Annotated in this window: 14 protein-coding genes and 1 pseudogene; 7 read left to right on the top strand and 8 right to left on the bottom strand. The window is 49.9% G+C overall.

The features are described from left to right. The first annotated feature begins 104 nt into the window (after positions 1–104). From phoB to C9I98_RS24625, 3 genes are all read left to right on the top strand, one after another. Positions 105–794 carry a phosphate regulon transcriptional regulator PhoB gene (phoB, locus tag C9I98_RS24635; protein ID WP_036832546.1) on the top strand — a complete coding sequence of 230 codons (690 nt, stop codon included), beginning with the start codon at positions 105–107 and terminating at the stop codon, positions 792–794. Positions 795–857: 63 nt separating this feature from the next. After that, complete coding sequence (gene phoR, locus C9I98_RS24630) at positions 858–2,162, top strand: phosphate regulon sensor histidine kinase PhoR (protein ID WP_036832544.1); 1,305 nt, start codon at positions 858–860, stop codon at positions 2,160–2,162. A 100-nt stretch (positions 2,163–2,262) separates the two neighbouring features. Continuing rightward, entirely contained in the window at positions 2,263–3,273 is a 1,011-nt protein-coding gene (locus tag C9I98_RS24625; RefSeq protein WP_051902744.1) for a PstS family phosphate ABC transporter substrate-binding protein, read from the top strand. A gap of 125 nt (positions 3,274–3,398) precedes the next feature. Here the strand turns inward: C9I98_RS24625 and ppx are convergent, their stop codons facing one another. Genes ppx through C9I98_RS24610 form a run of 3 tightly spaced genes read right to left on the bottom strand, consistent with a single transcriptional unit; the run spans position 3,399 to position 7,525 of the window. Continuing rightward, entirely contained in the window at positions 3,399–4,895 is a 1,497-nt protein-coding gene (ppx, locus tag C9I98_RS24620) for an exopolyphosphatase (RefSeq protein ID WP_036832542.1), read from the bottom strand. Beyond that, positions 4,892–6,985, bottom strand: coding sequence for a polyphosphate kinase 1 (gene ppk1, locus C9I98_RS24615; protein ID WP_107272602.1), 2,094 nt, complete (start codon positions 6,983–6,985; stop codon positions 4,892–4,894). The genes ppx and ppk1 overlap by 4 nt, the downstream gene beginning before the upstream one ends. Positions 6,986–7,018: 33 nt before the next feature. After that, positions 7,019–7,525: a glycine cleavage system transcriptional repressor gene (locus C9I98_RS24610; protein WP_036819269.1), complete on the bottom strand. Its 507-nt coding sequence runs from the start codon at positions 7,523–7,525 to the stop codon at positions 7,019–7,021. A 280-nt stretch (positions 7,526–7,805) separates the two neighbouring features. On the opposite strand from C9I98_RS24610, the gene C9I98_RS24605 reads away from it, so the two are divergent. Genes C9I98_RS24605 through phoU form a run of 4 tightly spaced genes read left to right on the top strand, consistent with a single transcriptional unit; the run spans position 7,806 to position 13,284 of the window. Next, a complete protein-coding gene (locus tag C9I98_RS24605; protein WP_107272601.1) occupies positions 7,806–10,067 on the top strand; it encodes an ABC transporter permease subunit in 2,262 nt (753 codons plus the stop codon). A gap of 52 nt (positions 10,068–10,119) precedes the next feature. After that, the gene (gene pstA / locus C9I98_RS24600; protein WP_036825552.1) at positions 10,120–11,733 is read left to right on the top strand and encodes a phosphate ABC transporter permease PstA; all 1,614 of its coding nucleotides are present in this window, start codon (positions 10,120–10,122) and stop codon (positions 11,731–11,733) included. A 10-nt stretch (positions 11,734–11,743) separates the two neighbouring features. Then, positions 11,744–12,562 carry a phosphate ABC transporter ATP-binding protein PstB gene (gene pstB, locus C9I98_RS24595; RefSeq protein ID WP_036825549.1) on the top strand — a complete coding sequence of 273 codons (819 nt, stop codon included), beginning with the start codon at positions 11,744–11,746 and terminating at the stop codon, positions 12,560–12,562. Positions 12,563–12,573: 11 nt separating this feature from the next. Then, positions 12,574–13,284 (top strand): phosphate signaling complex protein PhoU, encoded by a 711-nt coding sequence (gene phoU, locus C9I98_RS24590; protein ID WP_107272600.1) that lies wholly within the window; start codon positions 12,574–12,576, stop codon positions 13,282–13,284. Between the two features lie 54 nt (positions 13,285–13,338). Here the strand turns inward: phoU and C9I98_RS24585 are convergent, their stop codons facing one another. The 5 genes and pseudogenes from C9I98_RS24585 to ppk2 all read right to left on the bottom strand — a co-directional run bounded on the left by C9I98_RS24585 (position 13,339) and on the right by ppk2 (position 18,015). Beyond that, on the bottom strand, positions 13,339–13,887 hold the full coding sequence (locus C9I98_RS24585) for a porin family protein (RefSeq protein ID WP_107272599.1): 549 nt from the start codon (positions 13,885–13,887) through the stop codon (positions 13,339–13,341). Between the two features lie 180 nt (positions 13,888–14,067). Then, entirely contained in the window at positions 14,068–14,628 is a 561-nt protein-coding gene (locus C9I98_RS24580) for an outer membrane beta-barrel protein (RefSeq protein WP_036828683.1), read from the bottom strand. A gap of 285 nt (positions 14,629–14,913) precedes the next feature. Continuing rightward, positions 14,914–15,165: pseudogene (locus C9I98_RS27175) on the bottom strand (YadA-like family protein); the annotation flags it as partial. Between the two features lie 1,030 nt (positions 15,166–16,195). Further along, positions 16,196–17,125, bottom strand: coding sequence for a LysR family transcriptional regulator (locus C9I98_RS24570; RefSeq protein ID WP_107272598.1), 930 nt, complete (start codon positions 17,123–17,125; stop codon positions 16,196–16,198). An 86-nt stretch (positions 17,126–17,211) separates the two neighbouring features. Next, a complete protein-coding gene (ppk2, locus tag C9I98_RS24565) occupies positions 17,212–18,015 on the bottom strand; it encodes a polyphosphate kinase 2 (RefSeq protein ID WP_036817745.1) in 804 nt (267 codons plus the stop codon). Between the last annotated feature and the right edge of the window lie 67 nt (positions 18,016–18,082).

Raw genomic sequence — 18,082 nt, 5'->3', positions numbered from 1 at the left:
GTGATAGACAGAAGGTGACGCTTTTCTCCTATTGAGTCACAAAAGTGTCATACTTAACACACATAATGACGCTCGAAAGACAGCAACTAGTAGGTATTAAACACATGGTAAGACGGATTCTTGTTGTAGAAGATGAAGCACCGATCCGCGAGATGCTTTGTTTTGTTCTTGAGCAAAAGGGATATCAGGCCATCGAAGCCGAAGATTATGATGCAGCGCTGGAAAAGTTATGCGAACCGTATCCAGAACTGATCTTGCTTGACTGGATGTTGCCGGGAGGCTCAGGGATCAACCTGATCAAACACCTCAAGCGTGATGAAATGACCCGTCAGATCCCTATCGTGATGCTCACCGCGCGCGGCGAGGAAGAAGACAAGGTACGCGGCCTTGAAGTAGGCGCCGATGATTACATCACCAAGCCATTCTCGCCAAAAGAGCTAATGGCGCGCTTGAAAGCCGTGATGCGCCGAGTATCGCCGACATCACTTGATGATGTCATTGATGTTCAGGGCTTGAAACTTGACCCGGTATCACACCGTGTGACATCCAATGATGCACCGCTTGATATGGGCCCAACAGAGTTCAAGATGTTGCATTTCTTCATGACACACCAAGAGCGTGTCTATAGCCGAGAACAACTGCTGAACAACGTTTGGGGCACCAATGTTTACGTTGAAGACCGTACCGTTGATGTACACATTCGTCGCCTGCGTAAAGCCTTGGAAACCAATGGTCACGACAAATTGGTACAAACCGTGCGTGGTGCGGGTTACCGATTCTCGACTCGCGTATAGATACATAGATTAAAGGCAGTAAATTCAGCGAGTAATAACACTCTCGCTGTCACGGAGTAAAGCATGGTAGAACGGCTATCGTGGAAAAAATTAGTCTGGGAACTATTATTTTTCTACTTGCCTTGGGTCGCATTGGGTTGGATTTTTGGCTATATGCCTTGGTTCCTGCTGGTGGCGACTTGGATTCAGTTGATCTGGCATTTTCACAATCAGTTGAAGATGTCCGACTGGCTGTGGAAGGAGCGTAGCTTAACCCCTCCTTCAGGCTCTGGTAGCTGGGAACCCTTGTTCAATGGTATCTACCGCTTGCAGCAGCGAAACCGTCGCCGCCGCAAGGAACTTGCCACGCTGATCCGACGATTCCGTAATGGTGCTGAATCCCTTCCTGATGCAGTCGTTGTCTTTCGCAGCGAAGGGAATATTGTTTGGTGCAATAAGCTTGCCCAGCACCTGCTCGGGTTCCGTTGGCCGGACGATGCTGGCCAGCCGATCAGCAACTTGCTCCGCAGCCCTGACTTCGTTCGCTATTTGGCGAAGCAGGCGTTTGATACCCCGTTGGAAATCACCTCACCGCTAAACTACGACCGTACGTTAGAGCTGCGTATCATGCACTATACCGAGGGTGAGTACCTGATGGTGGTGCGCGATGTGTCTCAAGTTAAGCAACTCGAAGGGATGCGTCGTAACTTTTTTGCTAACGTTTCCCATGAGTTGCGGACCCCAATGACGGTATTGCAGGGTTACCTTGAAATGTCGCGTGATCCGGAAATGCTGGTCGGCCCGATGTGGGATAAAGCCCACGGGGTAATGACCGAGCAATTGGTGCGAATGAACTCCTTGGTCGAGCAATTGTTGACCCTGTCGAAGATCGAAGCAGCACCGAATATCGAATTGGAAGAAACCATCGATGTGCCAGCCATGCTTGAGGTACTGGAGAAAGAAGCGGTATCGTTGAGTGGCGGCAATGAGCAGCTGTTTACCTTTGAAGTTGATAGCTCATTGAAGGTGCTGGGTGACGAAGATCAGTTGCGCAGTGCGATTTCGAACCTGGTCTACAATGCGGTGAAGCACACGCCTAGCAATGCCGAGGTGAAGGTACGCTGGTTCCTATCTCCGACAGGGCCTCGCTTGGAGGTGACTGATAGCGGGCAAGGTATTGAACCGCAACATATTCACCGTTTGACAGAGCGCTTCTACCGGGTGGATAAAGCCCGCTCGCGGGAAACCGGTGGCAGCGGCCTTGGTTTGGCGATCGTGAAACACGCATTGAGCCACCATGATTCCCAGCTTGAAATTGAGAGTGAAGTGGGTGAGGGCAGTACCTTCTCGTTTACCTTACCCCAACGTTTGGTTGCCGAAGCAGCCTAGCTCCCGGGCAATGATGCTTTTGGAGCACGTTACAAAGTGATTATCCCTGGCGGTCTTTATGACCGCTTTTGTTGTTTTTATCGGGAGTAGTATTGGGTCAATGACAACCCTACGTGAGCGATCTTTCTTGAGTCCTTTTTTCGCGCAAACCCGCCGTGTTTGTTCATGGTTGGTTTTGTCTGCCGGCCTGCTCGGCAGCGCAATGGTGGGCGCTTCGTCGCAAAGCCTGCCAGATTATCAAAAAGTCAGCGGGATCTCCGGCAACTTGTCCTCGGTTGGCTCTGACACCTTTGCCAACCTGATGACCTATTGGTCGGAAGAATTCAAGCGTTTCTACCCAAGCGTGAATATTCAGGTTCAGGCAGCTGGCTCATCAACGGCACCGACGGCGCTGGTGGAGGCAACGGCACAGCTTGGACCAATGAGCCGGCGAATGAAGGCCAAAGAAATCGAAGCCTTTGAGCGTGAGTATGGCTATATGCCAACCGAGATCCGGGTGGCGATTGATGCCTTGGCGGTGTTTGTCCATGAGGATAACCCGCTGGCGGGGCTGAACTTCCAACAGCTCGATGCCATTTATTCGCAAACGTTGCGTTGCGGCGGGACCAAGCCGATCACCCGCTGGGGTGAGCTTGGCCTAACGGGGAACTGGGCGGTGAGGGATATTCAGCTGTATGGCCGAAATTCGGTATCTGGTACCTATGGCTATTTCAAGCAGCAAGCGCTGTGTCTTGGCGACTTCCGCAACAATGTCAACGAGCAGCCGGGCTCGGCCTCGGTGGTACAGTCGGTGGCCAGTTCGCTGAACTCGATTGGTTATTCTGGCGTTGGCTACAAGACCACCGGGATCAGGGCGATCCCGATAGCACGGGAAGGGGAAGACTATGTTGAAGCCACCATTGAGAATTCGGTCAATGGCCGCTACCCACTAGCCCGCTACCTGTATGTCTATATCAATAAGCATCCGGATAAACCGTTACCGCCTTTAGAAGCTGAATTTATCCGGTTTATCTTATCGCATGACGGTCAGGATCTGGTGGAGAAAGACGGCTATGTGCCGCTGCCAGCAGATACCGTGAAGGTTATTCTTACGCAGCTTGGGCTTGAATAGCCTATACCTGTCTGGCTAAGCCATTGCTCTAAATCCAATCAGGATAAGTCATTGAACTAAGATTACGCAGTGAAAATGGGCGTGTCGCTAAGCGACACGCCCATTGTTTTACTATGGCTGACGAGTTATTCGAGCTTTAGCTCCCAACCCGCTTTGCGCCAGTAGGCTTGCTCCTGAAGTAAATCGGCCGCCAGTAGGCGGTTGCTTTCTTCCCAACCCTCGGGCAGGTTGACTTGCCACTCTTCCTTGTCGGCCTTGACGGTGATTGTCGGCAGCGGCTCGTCGCTACGTTGGCCATTGAGGGTGACCGCAAGGCGAAGGGTCCTGATCAGCGGATACAGGTGCTTGCGCTTGTAAATACTGAGTTCAGGCATTTCTTCTAGCTTGAGGCTTTTGCGCTGGTAGCGAACCAGTGTCGCCAACACCGTTTGTTGCTCGAGGTTGAAACCCGGCATGGTGCTATAACGTAGCAGGTAGGCTGAGTGGCGATGGAAGCCAGGGTAGCTGATGCTCAGGCCAACTTCATGAAGCAAGGCTCCCCAGCTGAGCAGCGGCGCTAGCTCGGCCTTGGTCATACCCGGCTGGGGCTCTATCTGGCCGTAAAGCATTTCAGCGGTTTGCTTAACCCGCTGGGCTTGCTCGATATCGACATTGTACTGCTCGGCCATGGCAGTGGCGGTACGTGAGCGGATATCGCTATGGCGGAAGCGCTCTTCCATCTCGTAAAGTAGCCCTTCGCGCAGGGCGCCGTCTGAGAACTTCATCTCGTCAATATCGAGTGACTTGAATACCGCTGAGAGGATAGCCACACCGGCGGCAAATACCGGTTTGCGGTCATCGCTGAGGCCGACGAAATCAAGATCGTCAGACTGCTTGAACTTGAGGATATCTTCAGTGAGCAACGCCAGCCTTTTTGGGGTGATCACCCCGTCGCTGTGCCCACGGCCAATCAGCACTTCCTTGATAGCCTTGATGGTACCGGATGAACCGATTGCCATCTGCCAGCCCTTCTTGCGGTATTTGGTCGCAATGCTTTCCAGTTTCTGTTGCGCGGCAAGTTGGGCGGTAGCCATGTTTTTGCTGGAGATTTTCCCCTTGGGGAAAAAGTATTTGTTATAGCTGACACAACCCATGTGCTTGCTGTATGCCAGCTTGGTGTTGAAGCCTTCGCCTATGACGAGCTCGGTACTACCACCCCCGATATCGACCACCAGTTTTTTGCCGGCGTCGGGTTGGGTATGGGCTACCCCAAGAAAAATCAAACGGGCTTCTTCGGTGCCAGGAATGATTTCAATAGGGTATGGAAGAATGCTCTCGGCACGCTTGAGGAAAACCGCGGCGTTTTGAGATTGGCGTAGGGTGTAGGTGGCGGCAATTCGGACGTTCTCGGGTTCAAAGCCTTGTAATCGTTCGGCAAACATCGCCAAGCAACTTAAGCCGCGCTGGATGGCGGCTTGGTCTAAGTTGTGGTGTTCATCTAGCCCCGAGGCTAGGTGGACGCGCTGTTTATGGCGGCTAATGATTTGCAAGCTTTGCCCGACAATGCGAGCTACGACCATATGGAAGCTGTTAGACCCCATATCGATGGCCGCTATCTCGCGTGGTCGAGGTTGTTCTGTCATGCGTTATTTTCGCTCTTTTCGGCTTTTTTTCTGAGCTGCTTTTCTGAGTGCTTGAGGTAGTCGTAAATCGCGATTTGAGAGCGAATTTTACGCTTGTTGCCCCTTGGCACGTAGTTGTTGCTCATCGCTTTGTCGATGACCCTCGCCTTAACCGTATCGGAAAGCTGGATGTTGAGAATATCGATGATCTTCTTTTTCAAGCTTGGATCATGGATAGGGCAGCCTACTTCGATTCGGTTATCGATGTTTCGGGTCATCCAGTCAGCGGATGAAATGTAGACATCCGGCTCGCCGTTGTTTTCGAAGACCACCACGCGAGGGTGCTCCAGAAAACGGTCGACGATGCTTATTGCCGTGATATTGTCGCTGATCCCCTTGATGCCTGGGATCAAGGTACACATACCACGGACAATCAATTTGATTTTGACGCCTGCACTGCTGGCTTGATAAAGCAGGTTAATCAAGCCTTTATCAACTAAGTTATTAACCTTTAGTGTAATACCTGATGGCAGGTTTTGCTTGGCGTGGGCAATTTCGCGATCAATCAAATCATAGAGGCGTGAACGGGAGTTGCGTGGCGAGACAATCAACTCTTTGAATTTCACCGGGCGGTATGGGTTTTGGATGTAGTTGAATACCATACGCACTTCGTCGGTAATGGCCTTGTTGCAGGTCATTAGCGAGAAGTCGGTATAGATACGGGCGGTTTTTTCATGGAAGTTTCCCGTCCCTAGATGGGCATAGCGCACCAACTCATCCCCTTCCTTGCGGGTGATCAGGCAAAGCTTGGAGTGGATTTTCAGCCCCGGTACCCCGAAGACCACATGCACGCCGGCCTCGGTCAAGCGGCGGGCCCATTCGATGTTGGCCTCTTCGTCAAAGCGGGCCTGCAGTTCAACCACCACCGTGACCCGTTTGCCGTTGTTGGCCGCATCAATCATCGACTCGATGATGCGGGAGTTCTTGGCTACGCGGTATATGTTGATTTTGATGCTGCGCACCTTGGGATCATAAGCGGCTTGGCGAACCAGCTCGGTCATGTGGTTGAAGGTGTGGTACGGGTAGTACAGCAGAATATCTTGGGCCTTAACCGCCTCGAAAGCGTTGTGGGCACTGGTGAAGTGGTAGCTGTCGATAGGCGGCAGCGGCTTATTCTCGAGGTAGTTGCGCCCCACATTCGGGAAGCCGATGAAATCGACAAAGTTATGGTAGCGGCCCCCCGGAATAATGCTGTCGTAATTGGATACCTTCAGCAGCGAGCAAAGCACATCGATCATATCGCCCGGCATGTCCCGCTGGTAGACAAAGCGAACCGGCATGGCCGTCAGGCGTTGGTTCAAGCCTTCGGACATCTGCTCAAGCAGGCTATGCTCCACTTCCTGGCTCAAGTCATATTCGGCGTCACGGGTCATCTTCATCGAATAGGCAGCCAGGCTGTCATAGTCGAAGAAGCCGCTAAAAATATCATCGAGGCAGAAACGAATAATATTATCGAGCAAGATGAGGGTCTTGCGGCGCTTTCCCTTTGCTTCCGGCAGCTGGATAAAGCGGGGGAGCTGATCGGTCGGAATTTCGATTAAGGCGTAGCGCTTGTTGTCGCCCTGCTGCATTTCGATAGCCAGGTAAGAGTACTCATCTTTCAAAAACTGCAGTAGGTCGATATCGTCAGTGAGCAAGATAGGGGTGACGTGGGGCAGAATATTGTTGCGGAAATGCTTGCGGAGCCAGCTTTGCTGGTGGTCATCGAGTTGTTGCTCGTTGACCAGGAAGATATGGCGACGGGCCATTTCCAGCAAGATTTCGTTGTACAAGGTATCGAAATCCTGGTTGAGCTTCAGGACGCGGCTTTGGATCTTGCTAAGCAGGTGCTTGGCGTTTTCATCCCCGCCTTGCTCTTCGTTGATCAGGATCCGGCGTTTTACGTCGGCAAAACGAACCTTGTAGAATTCGTCGGTATTGCTTGAGTAGATACCAAGAAAACGGACCCGCTCTATAAGCGGGACCGATTTATCTGCTGCTTCTTGGAGCACGCGTTCATTAAAAGAAAGCCAACTCAGTTCTTTGTCGATATAGAGAGGTTCGTTGCTCATTGTCATCCTGTAAAAAGCAGTGGACTAAAAAACTCACTCGTTGTTATCTATATCAATAGTGAGATCATCGGCGATGCGCTCAAGGGTTTCTTGAACGGTATCAATGCTGATCTCTGTTGGTAGCTCCAGCACGAATTCGGCGGTGAAGATCGGGTAGCCCCAGTTCGGCGCGCTGTCCGTGTTGGTTTTTAGTTTATTGATATTGATACCCAGACGATTCAGGGCTGTGGTGACATCTTTAACAATCCCAACGCGGTCATTACCCGTAACCAGCAGGTTATGCAGCACGGAAGTGGCGAGGGTTTTGCTCTCGTCTTCGACAATGTGCACTTGAAGCCCATCGATATTGCGTATGGCCTGGCTGAGCACGGCAATATATTGGTCGGCGACCTCGATTTGGATGATCCCGGCAAATTGACCAGCAAGTTTGCTGAGGCTGCTTGATAGCCAGTTACCGTGGTTTTGATAAACCGTGTCAGATAGGGTTTCAACTAGGCCAGAACGATCTTTACCGATCACGGTTAGAATGAGGTGCTTCATAGTCATATCCTTATGCTTGTATTTTCAGCAAGTTTATTATGTGACCATGTGCAATTCCTGTCTAGCTTCAAGCAGATATTCCGAGACGTGAATGCGATATGCCTACCACGGCAGAGAAAATACACTGACTTTATGACAGTTATATTTAGTATTAGGGATTTATTACACTTTAATGTTGGCCGTTTACTGATTTACAGAATAGCTGTTCGAATGGCGTTGTCATATAATTGTCACATAAAGACAATATCATTAGTAAACGTGTAAATTTATTGAGGTAATAATGGCAAAGGCCGGTGCTTTTTTAATGGGGGAAAATCCTGGCCGCAAGGTAAAAGATAAATTAGCCTGTTATGGTGTCACCGCGGGTGGTATTTTTGTCCTTATTACACTCGTCTTAATCTTTTTCTACCTGCTTTATGTCATTTTGCCGATCTTTTCGAATGTAAAAGTGACCCAGCAGCATACCTTCACCACCTCATTCACCGACCAAACCACAGCATACGCGCTCAGTGATCACAACGACGCAATTTACCGCCTGTCGGATCAAGGTGTGCTAAGCGTGATGGCAATCGATGAAGCCTCACTGACCCAAAACGCGGCTTCCACAGCCCCTAGCATCCTTGAGCAGCAGGCTTTGTTGGAGAAAACCACAGCGATTGCGGCCACCCATCCCGCGCAAGGGGTGTTTGCGGTTGGTGGGCATGACGGTAAGGTGCAAGTGGTGAAGCCCGATGCAGCCCGCCAAGTCGCGAGTCTTGCAGCAAACGCCACAGCAAGCTCTTCGCTTATTGCCTATCCGTTTGGTGAAGCACCGCTCCAGCTAGACCCTGAAGGCTTGGCCGTTAGCCAACTCGCGGTGTCGGTCACCAACGATAAAGCAGCCATGATTGGGGTGACGGCGGATAATCGCGTGGTGGTTCGCCAGTTTTACCAGCATGGCAGCTCATTTGATCTTGAGCGGCAGTGGCAATCCAGTGGTTATGAAGTCGCGGGCCTGCCGAGCAATATTCGCTCTATGGTGATCACCCCAGATACCCGCACGGCCTATGTGCTGGCTGGGCGCTTGGTCTACGTAGTGGCGCTGGGCCAAGATAGCGGGGCTGTCCGGGATATCGTCGAGGTTGCCAGTGGCGAAGCCATGCCCGATCAATTGGTGCCGCTTTCCGGGGCGTACTCGCTATTGATTAGTTATAGCGACGATACCCTCGCGCAGTGGTTTGAAATTCTAAAAGATGAAAAGCGAGTGCTGACCCGCACTCGTGATTTCAAACTGGCACAAATGCCTATTCAGGCTGTGGTGCCCGAGCATACCCGAAAAGGCTTTTTTGCCCTGCAGCAAAATGGTGACTTATCGGCATTTTATACCACGGTGAAAGGGGCCATTTACCACAAGCCGTTGTTTGCTGGGGAGCTGCCAGAGCAATTGGTGATTTCACCGCGTGCCGATCATTTGTTGGCGGCAAACGGTAACCAGTGGCAATTGTTCCATGTCGTTAATAAGCACCCGGAAATCGGGATTGCTTCGCTGTGGCAGAAGATATGGTACGAGGGGTACCCCGAGCCTGATTACGTTTGGCAGTCAACGTCGGCCAGTGATGAATTCGAGCCGAAGCTAAGCCTGGTACCTATTGTGTTCGGTACCTTCAAGGCTGCTTTGTACGCCTTGCTGTTTGCGATTCCGATGGCATTGGCGGGGGCTATCTATACCGCTTACTTCATGTCGTCGAAAATGCGCCGGATTGTAAAGCCAACGGTTGAATTGATGGAAGCATTGCCAACAGTGATTTTGGGCTTTTTGGCAGGTATTTGGTTGGCGCCGATTGTCGAAGAGTACTTGGCAGGGATCATGCTATTGATAGTGGCGGTGCCGCTGAGCATGATGCTAGCGGGCGTGGGTTGGTCATTGCTGCCGGGACGCTGGCGCTCGCGGATCCCGAATGGCTTCCATATTCTGTTGTTGATGCCGGTGATTGTATTGATTGGCTACTTGTGCTTTTCGGCCAGCCCAGTCATGGAGAACTGGTTCTTTGACGGTGATATCCGGGTTTACCTCACCAATGAGTGGGGGATTGGCTATGATCAGCGCAATACCCTCGTGGTGGGTATTGCCATGGGCTTTGCCGTGATACCCACCATCTTTTCGATTGCCGAAGATGCCATTTTTTCAGTGCCGGGCCATTTGACTAGCGGCTCGCTGGCCTTGGGGGCGACCCACTGGCAAACGCTGACCAAGGTTGTGTTGCTAACGGCAAGCCCGGGTATTTTCTCGGCCATCATGATGGGGCTGGGACGGGCTGTCGGTGAAACCATGATTGTATTGATGGCAACGGGGAATACCCCGATCATGGATTGGAATATCCTCGAAGGGATGCGTACCCTGTCGGCAACGATAGCCATCGAAATGCCGGAAAGTGAAGTGAATAGCTCGCACTACCGGGTCATGTTCCTCGCGGCATTTGTATTGTTCGTATTTACTTTCTTCTTTAATACTATCGCAGAGCTAGTTCGCCAGCGTCTGCGGGAGAAATACAGCTCGCTATAACCGGGTTGTATCAGCAGATTAAGAGCTTTTTAAGACATGATTAGTGTGGATCATGGGTAACTGGTTTCGTTCTGGTTCCCCTTGGATTTGGTTAACCGGCGGGGCTGTCAGCCTCAGCTTGGTTGCCGTATTGGGATTACTGTTATTGATTGGCTGGAAGGGGCTTAGCTACTTCTGGCCTGCGCCTGTGTACCAGTTTGAAATTGAGCAAGGTGGCGAAACCACCATGGTCATCGGCGAGATCTATGATCGCAAATCGGTGCCGGTTGAACAGCTCGCCGAAGCGGGGATTGATACCCGGCATTTCACAGGCGACAAAGTGTTGCGCTACATGGTGAAAACAGGCAACCGTGAATTGCCGGGCAGTGACTTTATTACCTTCCTGGAGCCATACATTAAGAGCCAGTCTTTGGCGCAGAATGTCATGGTTATGGATAGGCTGAAAAATGGCCGCTTCTATGGTTTTCCGGTCAGCCTGACAGACGATGGAATGGCGATCCCGCTAGAGGCATTGCCGGATAGCTTGTTGCAAGCGACTGAAATCCGTGAGCAGATCAAGTTACTGGAAACCACTGAGCTGGCGGAGATAAACCGCCAGTTTGAACAGCTTCGCCGTGACCAGCTGCGCCGCCCTGATGAGCCACAGAACCATCAGCGAAAAGCCGAGCTCGAAGCGCAATTCCAGTCGGTGACCGAACAGCTTCAGGCCCTGCACCAGCAGCTTGATCGAGATATCTTGACCATGCGCGAGATGTCTGGCTTGGAAGTGGACATATCCATGGGGCAGGTACTGGATTTGTGGTACCCAAATGAACTCACCACGGGTGGCAAGTTTGTCCACTGGCTCAAGCAAGTGGGTAAGTTCATTGTCGATGAACCGCGTGAGGCGAATACCGAAGGCGGGGTTTTTCCTGCCATCTTCGGCACCGTGTTGATGGTGCTGTTGATGAGTATTATTGTGACGCCGCTTGGGGTGATGGCCGCCATTTACCTTCATGAGTATGCGGGCAAGAATACCTTCACCAAGCTCATTCGGGTGGCGGTGATCAACCTCGCCGGTGTGCCGTCGATTGTATACGGGGTTTTCGGCTTGGGCTTTTTCGTCTATATGGTCGGCGGCACCATTGATGATATCTTTTTCTCCGATCAGCTACCGGCACCGACGTTTGGTACCCCGGGGATCATGTGGTCGGCACTTACCCTGGCTATTTTGACCTTGCCTGTGGTGATTGTCTCGACCGAGGAAGGCTTGGCGCGTATTCCGAATTCGGTTCGCCATGGCTCGTTGGCCCTGGGAGCCACGCAAGCGGAAACCCTGTGGCGTATCGTATTGCCAATGGCCAGCCCTGCTATTATGACGGGCTTGATTTTGGCGGTCGCAAGGGCGGCGGGCGAAGTGGCACCGTTAATGCTGGTGGGGGTGGTTAAAATGGCACCATCACTGCCGATAGACGGCCACTTCCCATACCTGCATTTAGATCGTAAATTCATGCATCTTGGTTATCATATATATGATGTTGGTTTTCAGAGCCCGAATGTCGAGGCTGCCCGCCCGCTGGTTTATGCGACGTCATTTTTGCTGGTAACCGTGATTGTCGGACTTAACTTAACGGCTATTGGGATCCGCAATCACTTGCGTGAAAAATTCCGTTCTTTGGAGCAATAGCGAGAGAAATATGTTTTCAATCAATTCCCCTATCGGCTTGTTTGAGCCTGTTGATTTGTCTGCGTTGCCTGAAGAAAAAACCGCGTTAACCATCGACGGGCTTGATCTCCATTATGGTCAGCACCAAGCACTGTTCAACATCAATATGCGCATTGCCAAGGGGCAAGTGACCTCTTTTATCGGCCCGTCAGGTTGTGGTAAGTCAACTTTGCTACGCTGTATTAACCGGATGAACGAGTTGGTCGAAGGGTGCCGCGTCGATGGTAAAATTATCCTTCATGGCCAGAACATCTATGACAGCAAGGTGGACGTCGCCTCGCTTCGCCGCCGTGTCGGGATGGTGTTCCAACGGCCGAACCCGTTTCCTAAGTCCATCTATGAAAATGTGATTTACGGGCTGCGCTTGCAGGGGATCAAAGATCGCCGCGTGCTCGATGATGCGGTAGAGAACTCACTGCGTGGTGCGGCGTTATGGGATGAAGTGAAGGATCGCTTGCACGAGAATGCCTTCGGTTTGTCTGGTGGCCAGCAGCAACGCTTGGTGATTGCCCGTGCCATTGCCATCGAGCCGGAGGTGCTGCTGCTCGATGAGCCGACCTCGGCCTTGGATCCGATATCGACCTTGACCATTGAAGAGTTGATTAACGATCTGAAAACCAAATATACGGTGATTATCGTTACCCACAACATGCAGCAGGCGGCGCGAGTCTCTGACAATACCGCCTTTATGCACATGGGCGAGCTGGTGGAGTACACCAGCACCAATGACATTTTCACCACCCCGAAAGAAAAGCGAACCGAAGATTACATTACTGGTCGATACGGTTAAGGAGTTTAATCATGCTAGATAATTTAAGCCTTGGCCGACACATCTCAGGCCAGTTCAATGCCGAACTAGAGAGCATTCGTACCCATGTATTGGCTATGGGCGGTTTGGTGGAGCAGCAGCTTGCCGATGCCCTGAAAGCAATGCATAAGCAAGATGCCGAGCTGGCTCGTCGGGTGATCAAAGATGATCACAAGGTGAATGCGATGGAAGTGGCCATCGACGAAGCCTGTACCCGTATTATTGCCAAGCGCCAGCCTACCGCCAGTGACTTGCGTTTGGTGATTGCGATCATCAAAACCATTACTGACTTAGAGCGTATCGGGGATGTGGCCGAGAGCATTGCCAAGGTCGCGTTGGAAAACTTCACCAATAAACAATACAACCTATTGGTTTCACTGGAAGCACTGGGCCAAAGTGCGGTGCGCATGCTGCATGATGTATTGGATGCGTTTGCCCGCATGGATGTGAAAGCTGCGGTGCAGGTTTACCAGGAAGATGATCGAATTGATCGCGAATATGAGGCGATTATCCGTCAACTGATGACTTATATGATGGAAGACCCGCGCTCTATCCCGAATGTATTGCAAGTGATGTGGTCGGCACGCTCTATCGAGCGGGTGGGAGACCGCTGCCAGAACATCTGTGAATACATTATTTACTTTGTGAAGGGCAAGGATATTCGCCACACGAGCCAGGAAGAGCTGGAGAAGATCCTGAAGTAACTTGGGAAAAATAGGCCCCAAGGCGGATTCAAACCTTGGGGCGGTTTGGGCTAATTAGAACTTGTAGTTAGCCCCGATATAGAAAGTACCGTAGTCAGAATCAGCGACTAACGGCTTCACTGAGATAGCCTTGTAGCCACCCTTGATAGCGACATTGCGGTTAAAGTCGTAGCCAGCTTCTAGGCCGTAGGAAAGGCCGGTGTCGCTGTCGGAAAATTTGTACGTCTCACCATCCCAAAGTTTGCCTTTCTCTTCTTCTTTAACGCTATGCAGGCCCAGTTGAACACCGGCATAAAAGTTTTCGTTGAAGTAGTACTTAGGTTTTACATTGATACCGAACGAGTAGGCTTTTAGTTCATCTTCGAATAAGCCAGGGATTGATGTCTTGTCTTTACCAAAGCTACGGTATTCACCCTCAACACCAATCACAATTTGTGGTGCAACTTGGAAGTCATAGCCTGCGACAAGGCCAAAACCGGTGTCAAAGGAATCACCATCTAGGCTATTAGAGGCAATATCGGCACCGATGTAAAACCCGTCTTTTGCCATTGCTGGAGCGGCTAAAATTGAAGCGATAGTTAGTGCAAAAATTGTCTTTTTCATGATTAATCCAACTTATTTAATTATTGATATTTAGCCACAGATGTCGCTGCTTGCTGATGCGGTGAATATTAAAATGAACACTGTGCATTATCTAATTAGTTTGGTTGATTTCGCTCATTAGCGTTGTTTATTGCACGGTGTATTATTGTGTTTTCAGCAGTGAATTTACTGCTTGAGGGATTAATTGAACTTGTAGTTCACGCCGGCGTAGAAGGTACCAAATTCGGTATCGAAGCCAAGTACATCGGCGACTGCGCCCCTGATGCCGGCTCGGAAGTTGATATTGCGGTTAAGATCAAAGCCGCCTTCAATTCCAAAAGCCACGCCATTGGCTGTGTCTTTTCCGCCATAGCTGTCGTTGCCGATGGCTAGTTTTTCTTCATAGGTGATACGGTGTAAGCCAACGACGACGGCACCGTAGATTTTATCGTTGAAGTAATACTTGGGCTTGATATTGACGCCGTACGAAGAGGCACTGACGTTGGCACCGATGTCAGTTCCAATGCTGTTATCAAACGCACTGTCGCTGCCCATATTGCGGTATTCACCCTCGATACCGATCACTACCTTGGGGGAGACTGGGATATCGTAGCCAGCCACTAGGCCGATATGGCTATCGAGGTACATGGAGCCGACAAAGTTAGCGCCGAGATCGGCCCCGACGTAGAAGCCTTGCTTGTTGGCAGAAGTCGGTGATGAAAATAGAGAAATAAGTGATAGAGCAAGGATGGGTTTTTTCATTTTGAACTCGCTGCAAAGATAGTGTCATTGTGTTATGCCGTGCTATCCCTGCTAGGCGAGGTCAATACTAAATACTGCTGTTGTTATACGCTAATTACTAAGTTTTATTAGCGTTATTCATGGTGTTTATTGGTTGCAGCTTATTCTTGGCCCCAAAAGCAAAAAGACCCCTGAAGAAGAGAGACAGGGGCGCGAGTACCAAATGGCCTAATACAGCAGTAAATATTGCTGGAGAGTGAGAGTTATTATAAAAGCCCTCGTTAGAGGGCTTTATCAATCTGGGGATTACTTGAAGTTGTACTGCACACCGACACCACCGGCGACTTCAGAAGAAGAGTACTTGCCGCTGGTTTCGTAGTGGAAGGTACCTGAAACACTCAATTGCTCGTTGATGCCATATGCACCACCCAGGGCCAAAGCTTCTTTAGAGCCGGCAAAGCCAACACCGGCACCGACAGCAAATTCACCATTGGTCACAAACGGGCGGGCGTTAGTGACGGCGTGCAGGCTGGCACGGACACCGTCCATTTGCTCGTCGAGCTCATCAAAACGTTGGTTGGTTTGCGCGGCAAAGTCCTTGAATTCTGATTCGAGTGAATCCATACGCGAAGTGTTAGAGCCAATGCGTGCGTAGATGTCGTCGTTAGCATCAGCAACTGTGTCACGTGCTTCATTAACTTTTTGCTGGATCTCAAGGGCACGCTCACCATCAATAGGATTTCGAACTGGCGGGCGTTCGATTGGGTGATCGACTTCTGGTCTCTCGATTGGATTGTCGATACCCGGCTTCTCGATTGGGTGTCCAGGCGATACGACTTCCCAGCGACCATTACCATCAGTGCTGACGTTTACTGATTTACCCGTATATTCATGAGTTAGGGTGTAGTTACCATCTTTTTCTTCAACTTTACCTATTGTTTTACCTCGTTGGTCAGTGATATTTCCATTTTCGTCAATTTTACCACGCCCCTTGACGCTATCATCAGCCCCTTTAATTACAATATGACCATTATCTGTAATAACTATAGAACCATCGACTTTTCCATCCGATTTAATCTCGGTTGCACCAAAAAAACGGCCGTCATGAATTCTGTCAGAACCGCCAGAAATATTGCCGTTGTCATCTTGAATTGGGTAGCTTGGGTTTGGCTCCTTCTCAATCGGGTTACCAATTTCATTTGCAAATACTGGAACTGAAAATAATGATACTAAAGATACTGCGATAATAGACTTTTTCATTGGATACTCTAAATAATTAATTTATTACCAAGCTCATTAATGAATATATAAAGTGGGTTTAAAGGTTTTCATTTAATAATGAGCGTTACTTTTAAGCATCAGTGCTTAATGACAGTTGCCTGTGTTTTCAGCTATTCCCTGCTGACGGAGTGAATAATAAACAACCAGATAATTGCCATCTAATCACCAGTCATTATTCTGCCGATAAGTAGGGTTAATTAATCATTCTCGATTAACTGGGTGATAAGTGTTGCTTATGATATGTAATGCGAAAAGTGACAAGCGGTTTATGCCTGTTAAATCAGAGGGGGCGAGTTGGTTTGTGGGTTTAGCTGTTACTATGCTCTTTGAGTAATCCTTCTATCAAACTCACTAGCCACAATGTAAGCGGGCTGCGGCGATTACGTTGGTGGTAATAAGCCATGATTGGGATTTTTAAATCTTGGTTGTTTATCTTGAGTTTTAAACTTCGTAGTTGCTCTTTTTCTTCTTTCGGCATGAATAAAGATGACGGATAAATCATATCGGTATGCTTAATCACATCCAACACTGCCATTGGTAGCTCTGAACGAAAACCGGTCCGGATCTTAAAGCCATGTGAGCGCATGACTTTTTCAGCAATTGGGATATTGGAATTCCAATCTGAAATAATAATGCTGGCTGCTTCTAAGCCATCAAGATCTTTGGGGGTAATCGATTCTTTTTTAATAGGGTGATCTTTTCTTACATGAATAGTAAAAATATCATCACACATTTTTTTCTGGATAAGTGTTTTTGGGGCATGGTGAATTTCAAAGTTCACCCCCAAACTTATCTCGCCATTATTTATATCGTCCAATGATGTTGGCGACCAGTTATGCAAATGCAGATTGACATTGGGCGCGGCTTGGCGGATTTTGAGATAAAGCGGTGTTGAAATGTAGGTCAGGATATTGGGGGTGAGGGCAAGTTTAATCGTACCTTCAAGCTCAGCGGGATTAAAGGTATTGCCCGCATTTAAGGTGTGGGACAGCTTATCGAGCAATGGGCTGATATTTTCAGTGAGCTCAATGCCTAGTGCTGTGGGTTTGAGGCCGTGGCGGGTTTTGACAAACAGATCGTCATTAAAATGATTGCGCAGTTTTTGCAGTGCTTGGCTAATAGCCGGTTGGCTGACGAAGAGTCGCTCGGCGGCCCTTCGCATATTTAGCTCTTGCGATAGGATCACAAAGGTGCGCAGCAGGTTTAGGTCAAGGTTGGTATACAAGTCTTTCGCCATAATTTTCCATGTTACCCGTTGGTTAACTTAGTGCGTATTAATGTAACAACCCAACCTTATACCAAGCTGAATAATGATCTCGCCTGCTAGTCCCCATTGAAGCGGTTAGGGACGAAAGTCTGGCTTTCAAGCGGCGAGCGGATATACCCTTCCTTGTTGACGTCAGGCAAATCGATGTCGGGATACTGGATTTCCTGGTAAGGGATTTGCCCAAGCAGGTGGGAAATACAGTTGATTCTGGCTTTCTTCTTATTGTCGGCGTCCACCACCCACCACGGGCACTGTTTGGTGTCGGTATAGGCAAACATCCGATCTTTGGCGGCTGAGTAGGCGGCCCAGCGGTTGCGGGATTCCAAGTCCATCGGACTGAACTTCCAGCGCTTGATTGGGGTATTGATACGCTCGAGAAAGCGTTTTTCTTGCTCTTCATCGGAAACAGAGAACCAATACTTCAGCAGGATGATCCCGGAGCGTAGCAGCATGCGTTCAAACTCGGGGCATGAGCGTAGAAACTCCTCGTATTCGTCATCGGTGCAAAAGCCCATCACCTTCTCAACCCCTGCTCGGTTGTACCAGCTGCGGTCGAAGAGCACCATTTCCCCAGCGGCAGGCAAGTAGGCGACATAGCGCTGGAAATACCATTGGGTTTTCTCTTTTTCTGTGGGTTGGGGCAGGGCGACGATGCGGCAAATTCGTGGGTTGAGCTTTTCGGTGATCCGCTTGATAACCCCACCCTTACCGGCAGCATCCCGGCCTTCAAAAATGACTACCACCTTGAGGCCTTCTTGCTTGATCCACTCTTGTAGCTTTACCAACTCAATCTGGAGCCGGACCAATTCTGCTTCGTAGTCCTTTTTGCTGAGTTTTTTTGTCGCGGACTTGTCACCCATGCCAGCCTCTGCCTTGTTATATGTAAGTAACAAAAGAGTAATGCTTAATGATGGGTTTTACGAATTC

The organism is Photobacterium sanctipauli (assembly GCF_003026495.1).
In the GTDB taxonomy this organism is placed as follows: domain Bacteria; phylum Pseudomonadota; class Gammaproteobacteria; order Enterobacterales; family Vibrionaceae; genus Photobacterium; species Photobacterium sanctipauli.
The sequence above is the reverse complement of the archived record's forward strand: the minus strand, read 5'-3'. Positions and strand labels throughout refer to the sequence as shown.

Excerpts from the sequence above, each read along its gene's own strand:
- phoB (WP_036832546.1), top strand. The coding sequence starts at position 105 with ATGGTAAGACGGATTCTTGTTGTAGAAGATGAAGCACCGATCCGCGAG.
- phoR (WP_036832544.1), top strand. The coding sequence starts at position 858 with ATGGTAGAACGGCTATCGTGGAAAAAATTAGTCTGGGAACTATTATTT.
- C9I98_RS24625 (WP_051902744.1), top strand. The coding sequence starts at position 2,263 with ATGACAACCCTACGTGAGCGATCTTTCTTGAGTCCTTTTTTCGCGCAA.
- ppx (WP_036832542.1), bottom strand. The coding sequence starts at position 4,895 with ATGACAGAACAACCTCGACCACGCGAGATAGCGGCCATCGATATGGGG.
- ppk1 (WP_107272602.1), bottom strand. The coding sequence starts at position 6,985 with ATGAGCAACGAACCTCTCTATATCGACAAAGAACTGAGTTGGCTTTCT.
- C9I98_RS24610 (WP_036819269.1), bottom strand. The coding sequence starts at position 7,525 with ATGAAGCACCTCATTCTAACCGTGATCGGTAAAGATCGTTCTGGCCTA.
- C9I98_RS24605 (WP_107272601.1), top strand. The coding sequence starts at position 7,806 with ATGGCAAAGGCCGGTGCTTTTTTAATGGGGGAAAATCCTGGCCGCAAG.
- pstA (WP_036825552.1), top strand. The coding sequence starts at position 10,120 with ATGGGTAACTGGTTTCGTTCTGGTTCCCCTTGGATTTGGTTAACCGGC.
- pstB (WP_036825549.1), top strand. The coding sequence starts at position 11,744 with ATGTTTTCAATCAATTCCCCTATCGGCTTGTTTGAGCCTGTTGATTTG.
- phoU (WP_107272600.1), top strand. The coding sequence starts at position 12,574 with ATGCTAGATAATTTAAGCCTTGGCCGACACATCTCAGGCCAGTTCAAT.
- C9I98_RS24585 (WP_107272599.1), bottom strand. The coding sequence starts at position 13,887 with ATGAAAAAGACAATTTTTGCACTAACTATCGCTTCAATTTTAGCCGCT.
- C9I98_RS24580 (WP_036828683.1), bottom strand. The coding sequence starts at position 14,628 with ATGAAAAAACCCATCCTTGCTCTATCACTTATTTCTCTATTTTCATCA.
- C9I98_RS24570 (WP_107272598.1), bottom strand. The coding sequence starts at position 17,125 with ATGGCGAAAGACTTGTATACCAACCTTGACCTAAACCTGCTGCGCACC.
- ppk2 (WP_036817745.1), bottom strand. The coding sequence starts at position 18,015 with ATGGGTGACAAGTCCGCGACAAAAAAACTCAGCAAAAAGGACTACGAA.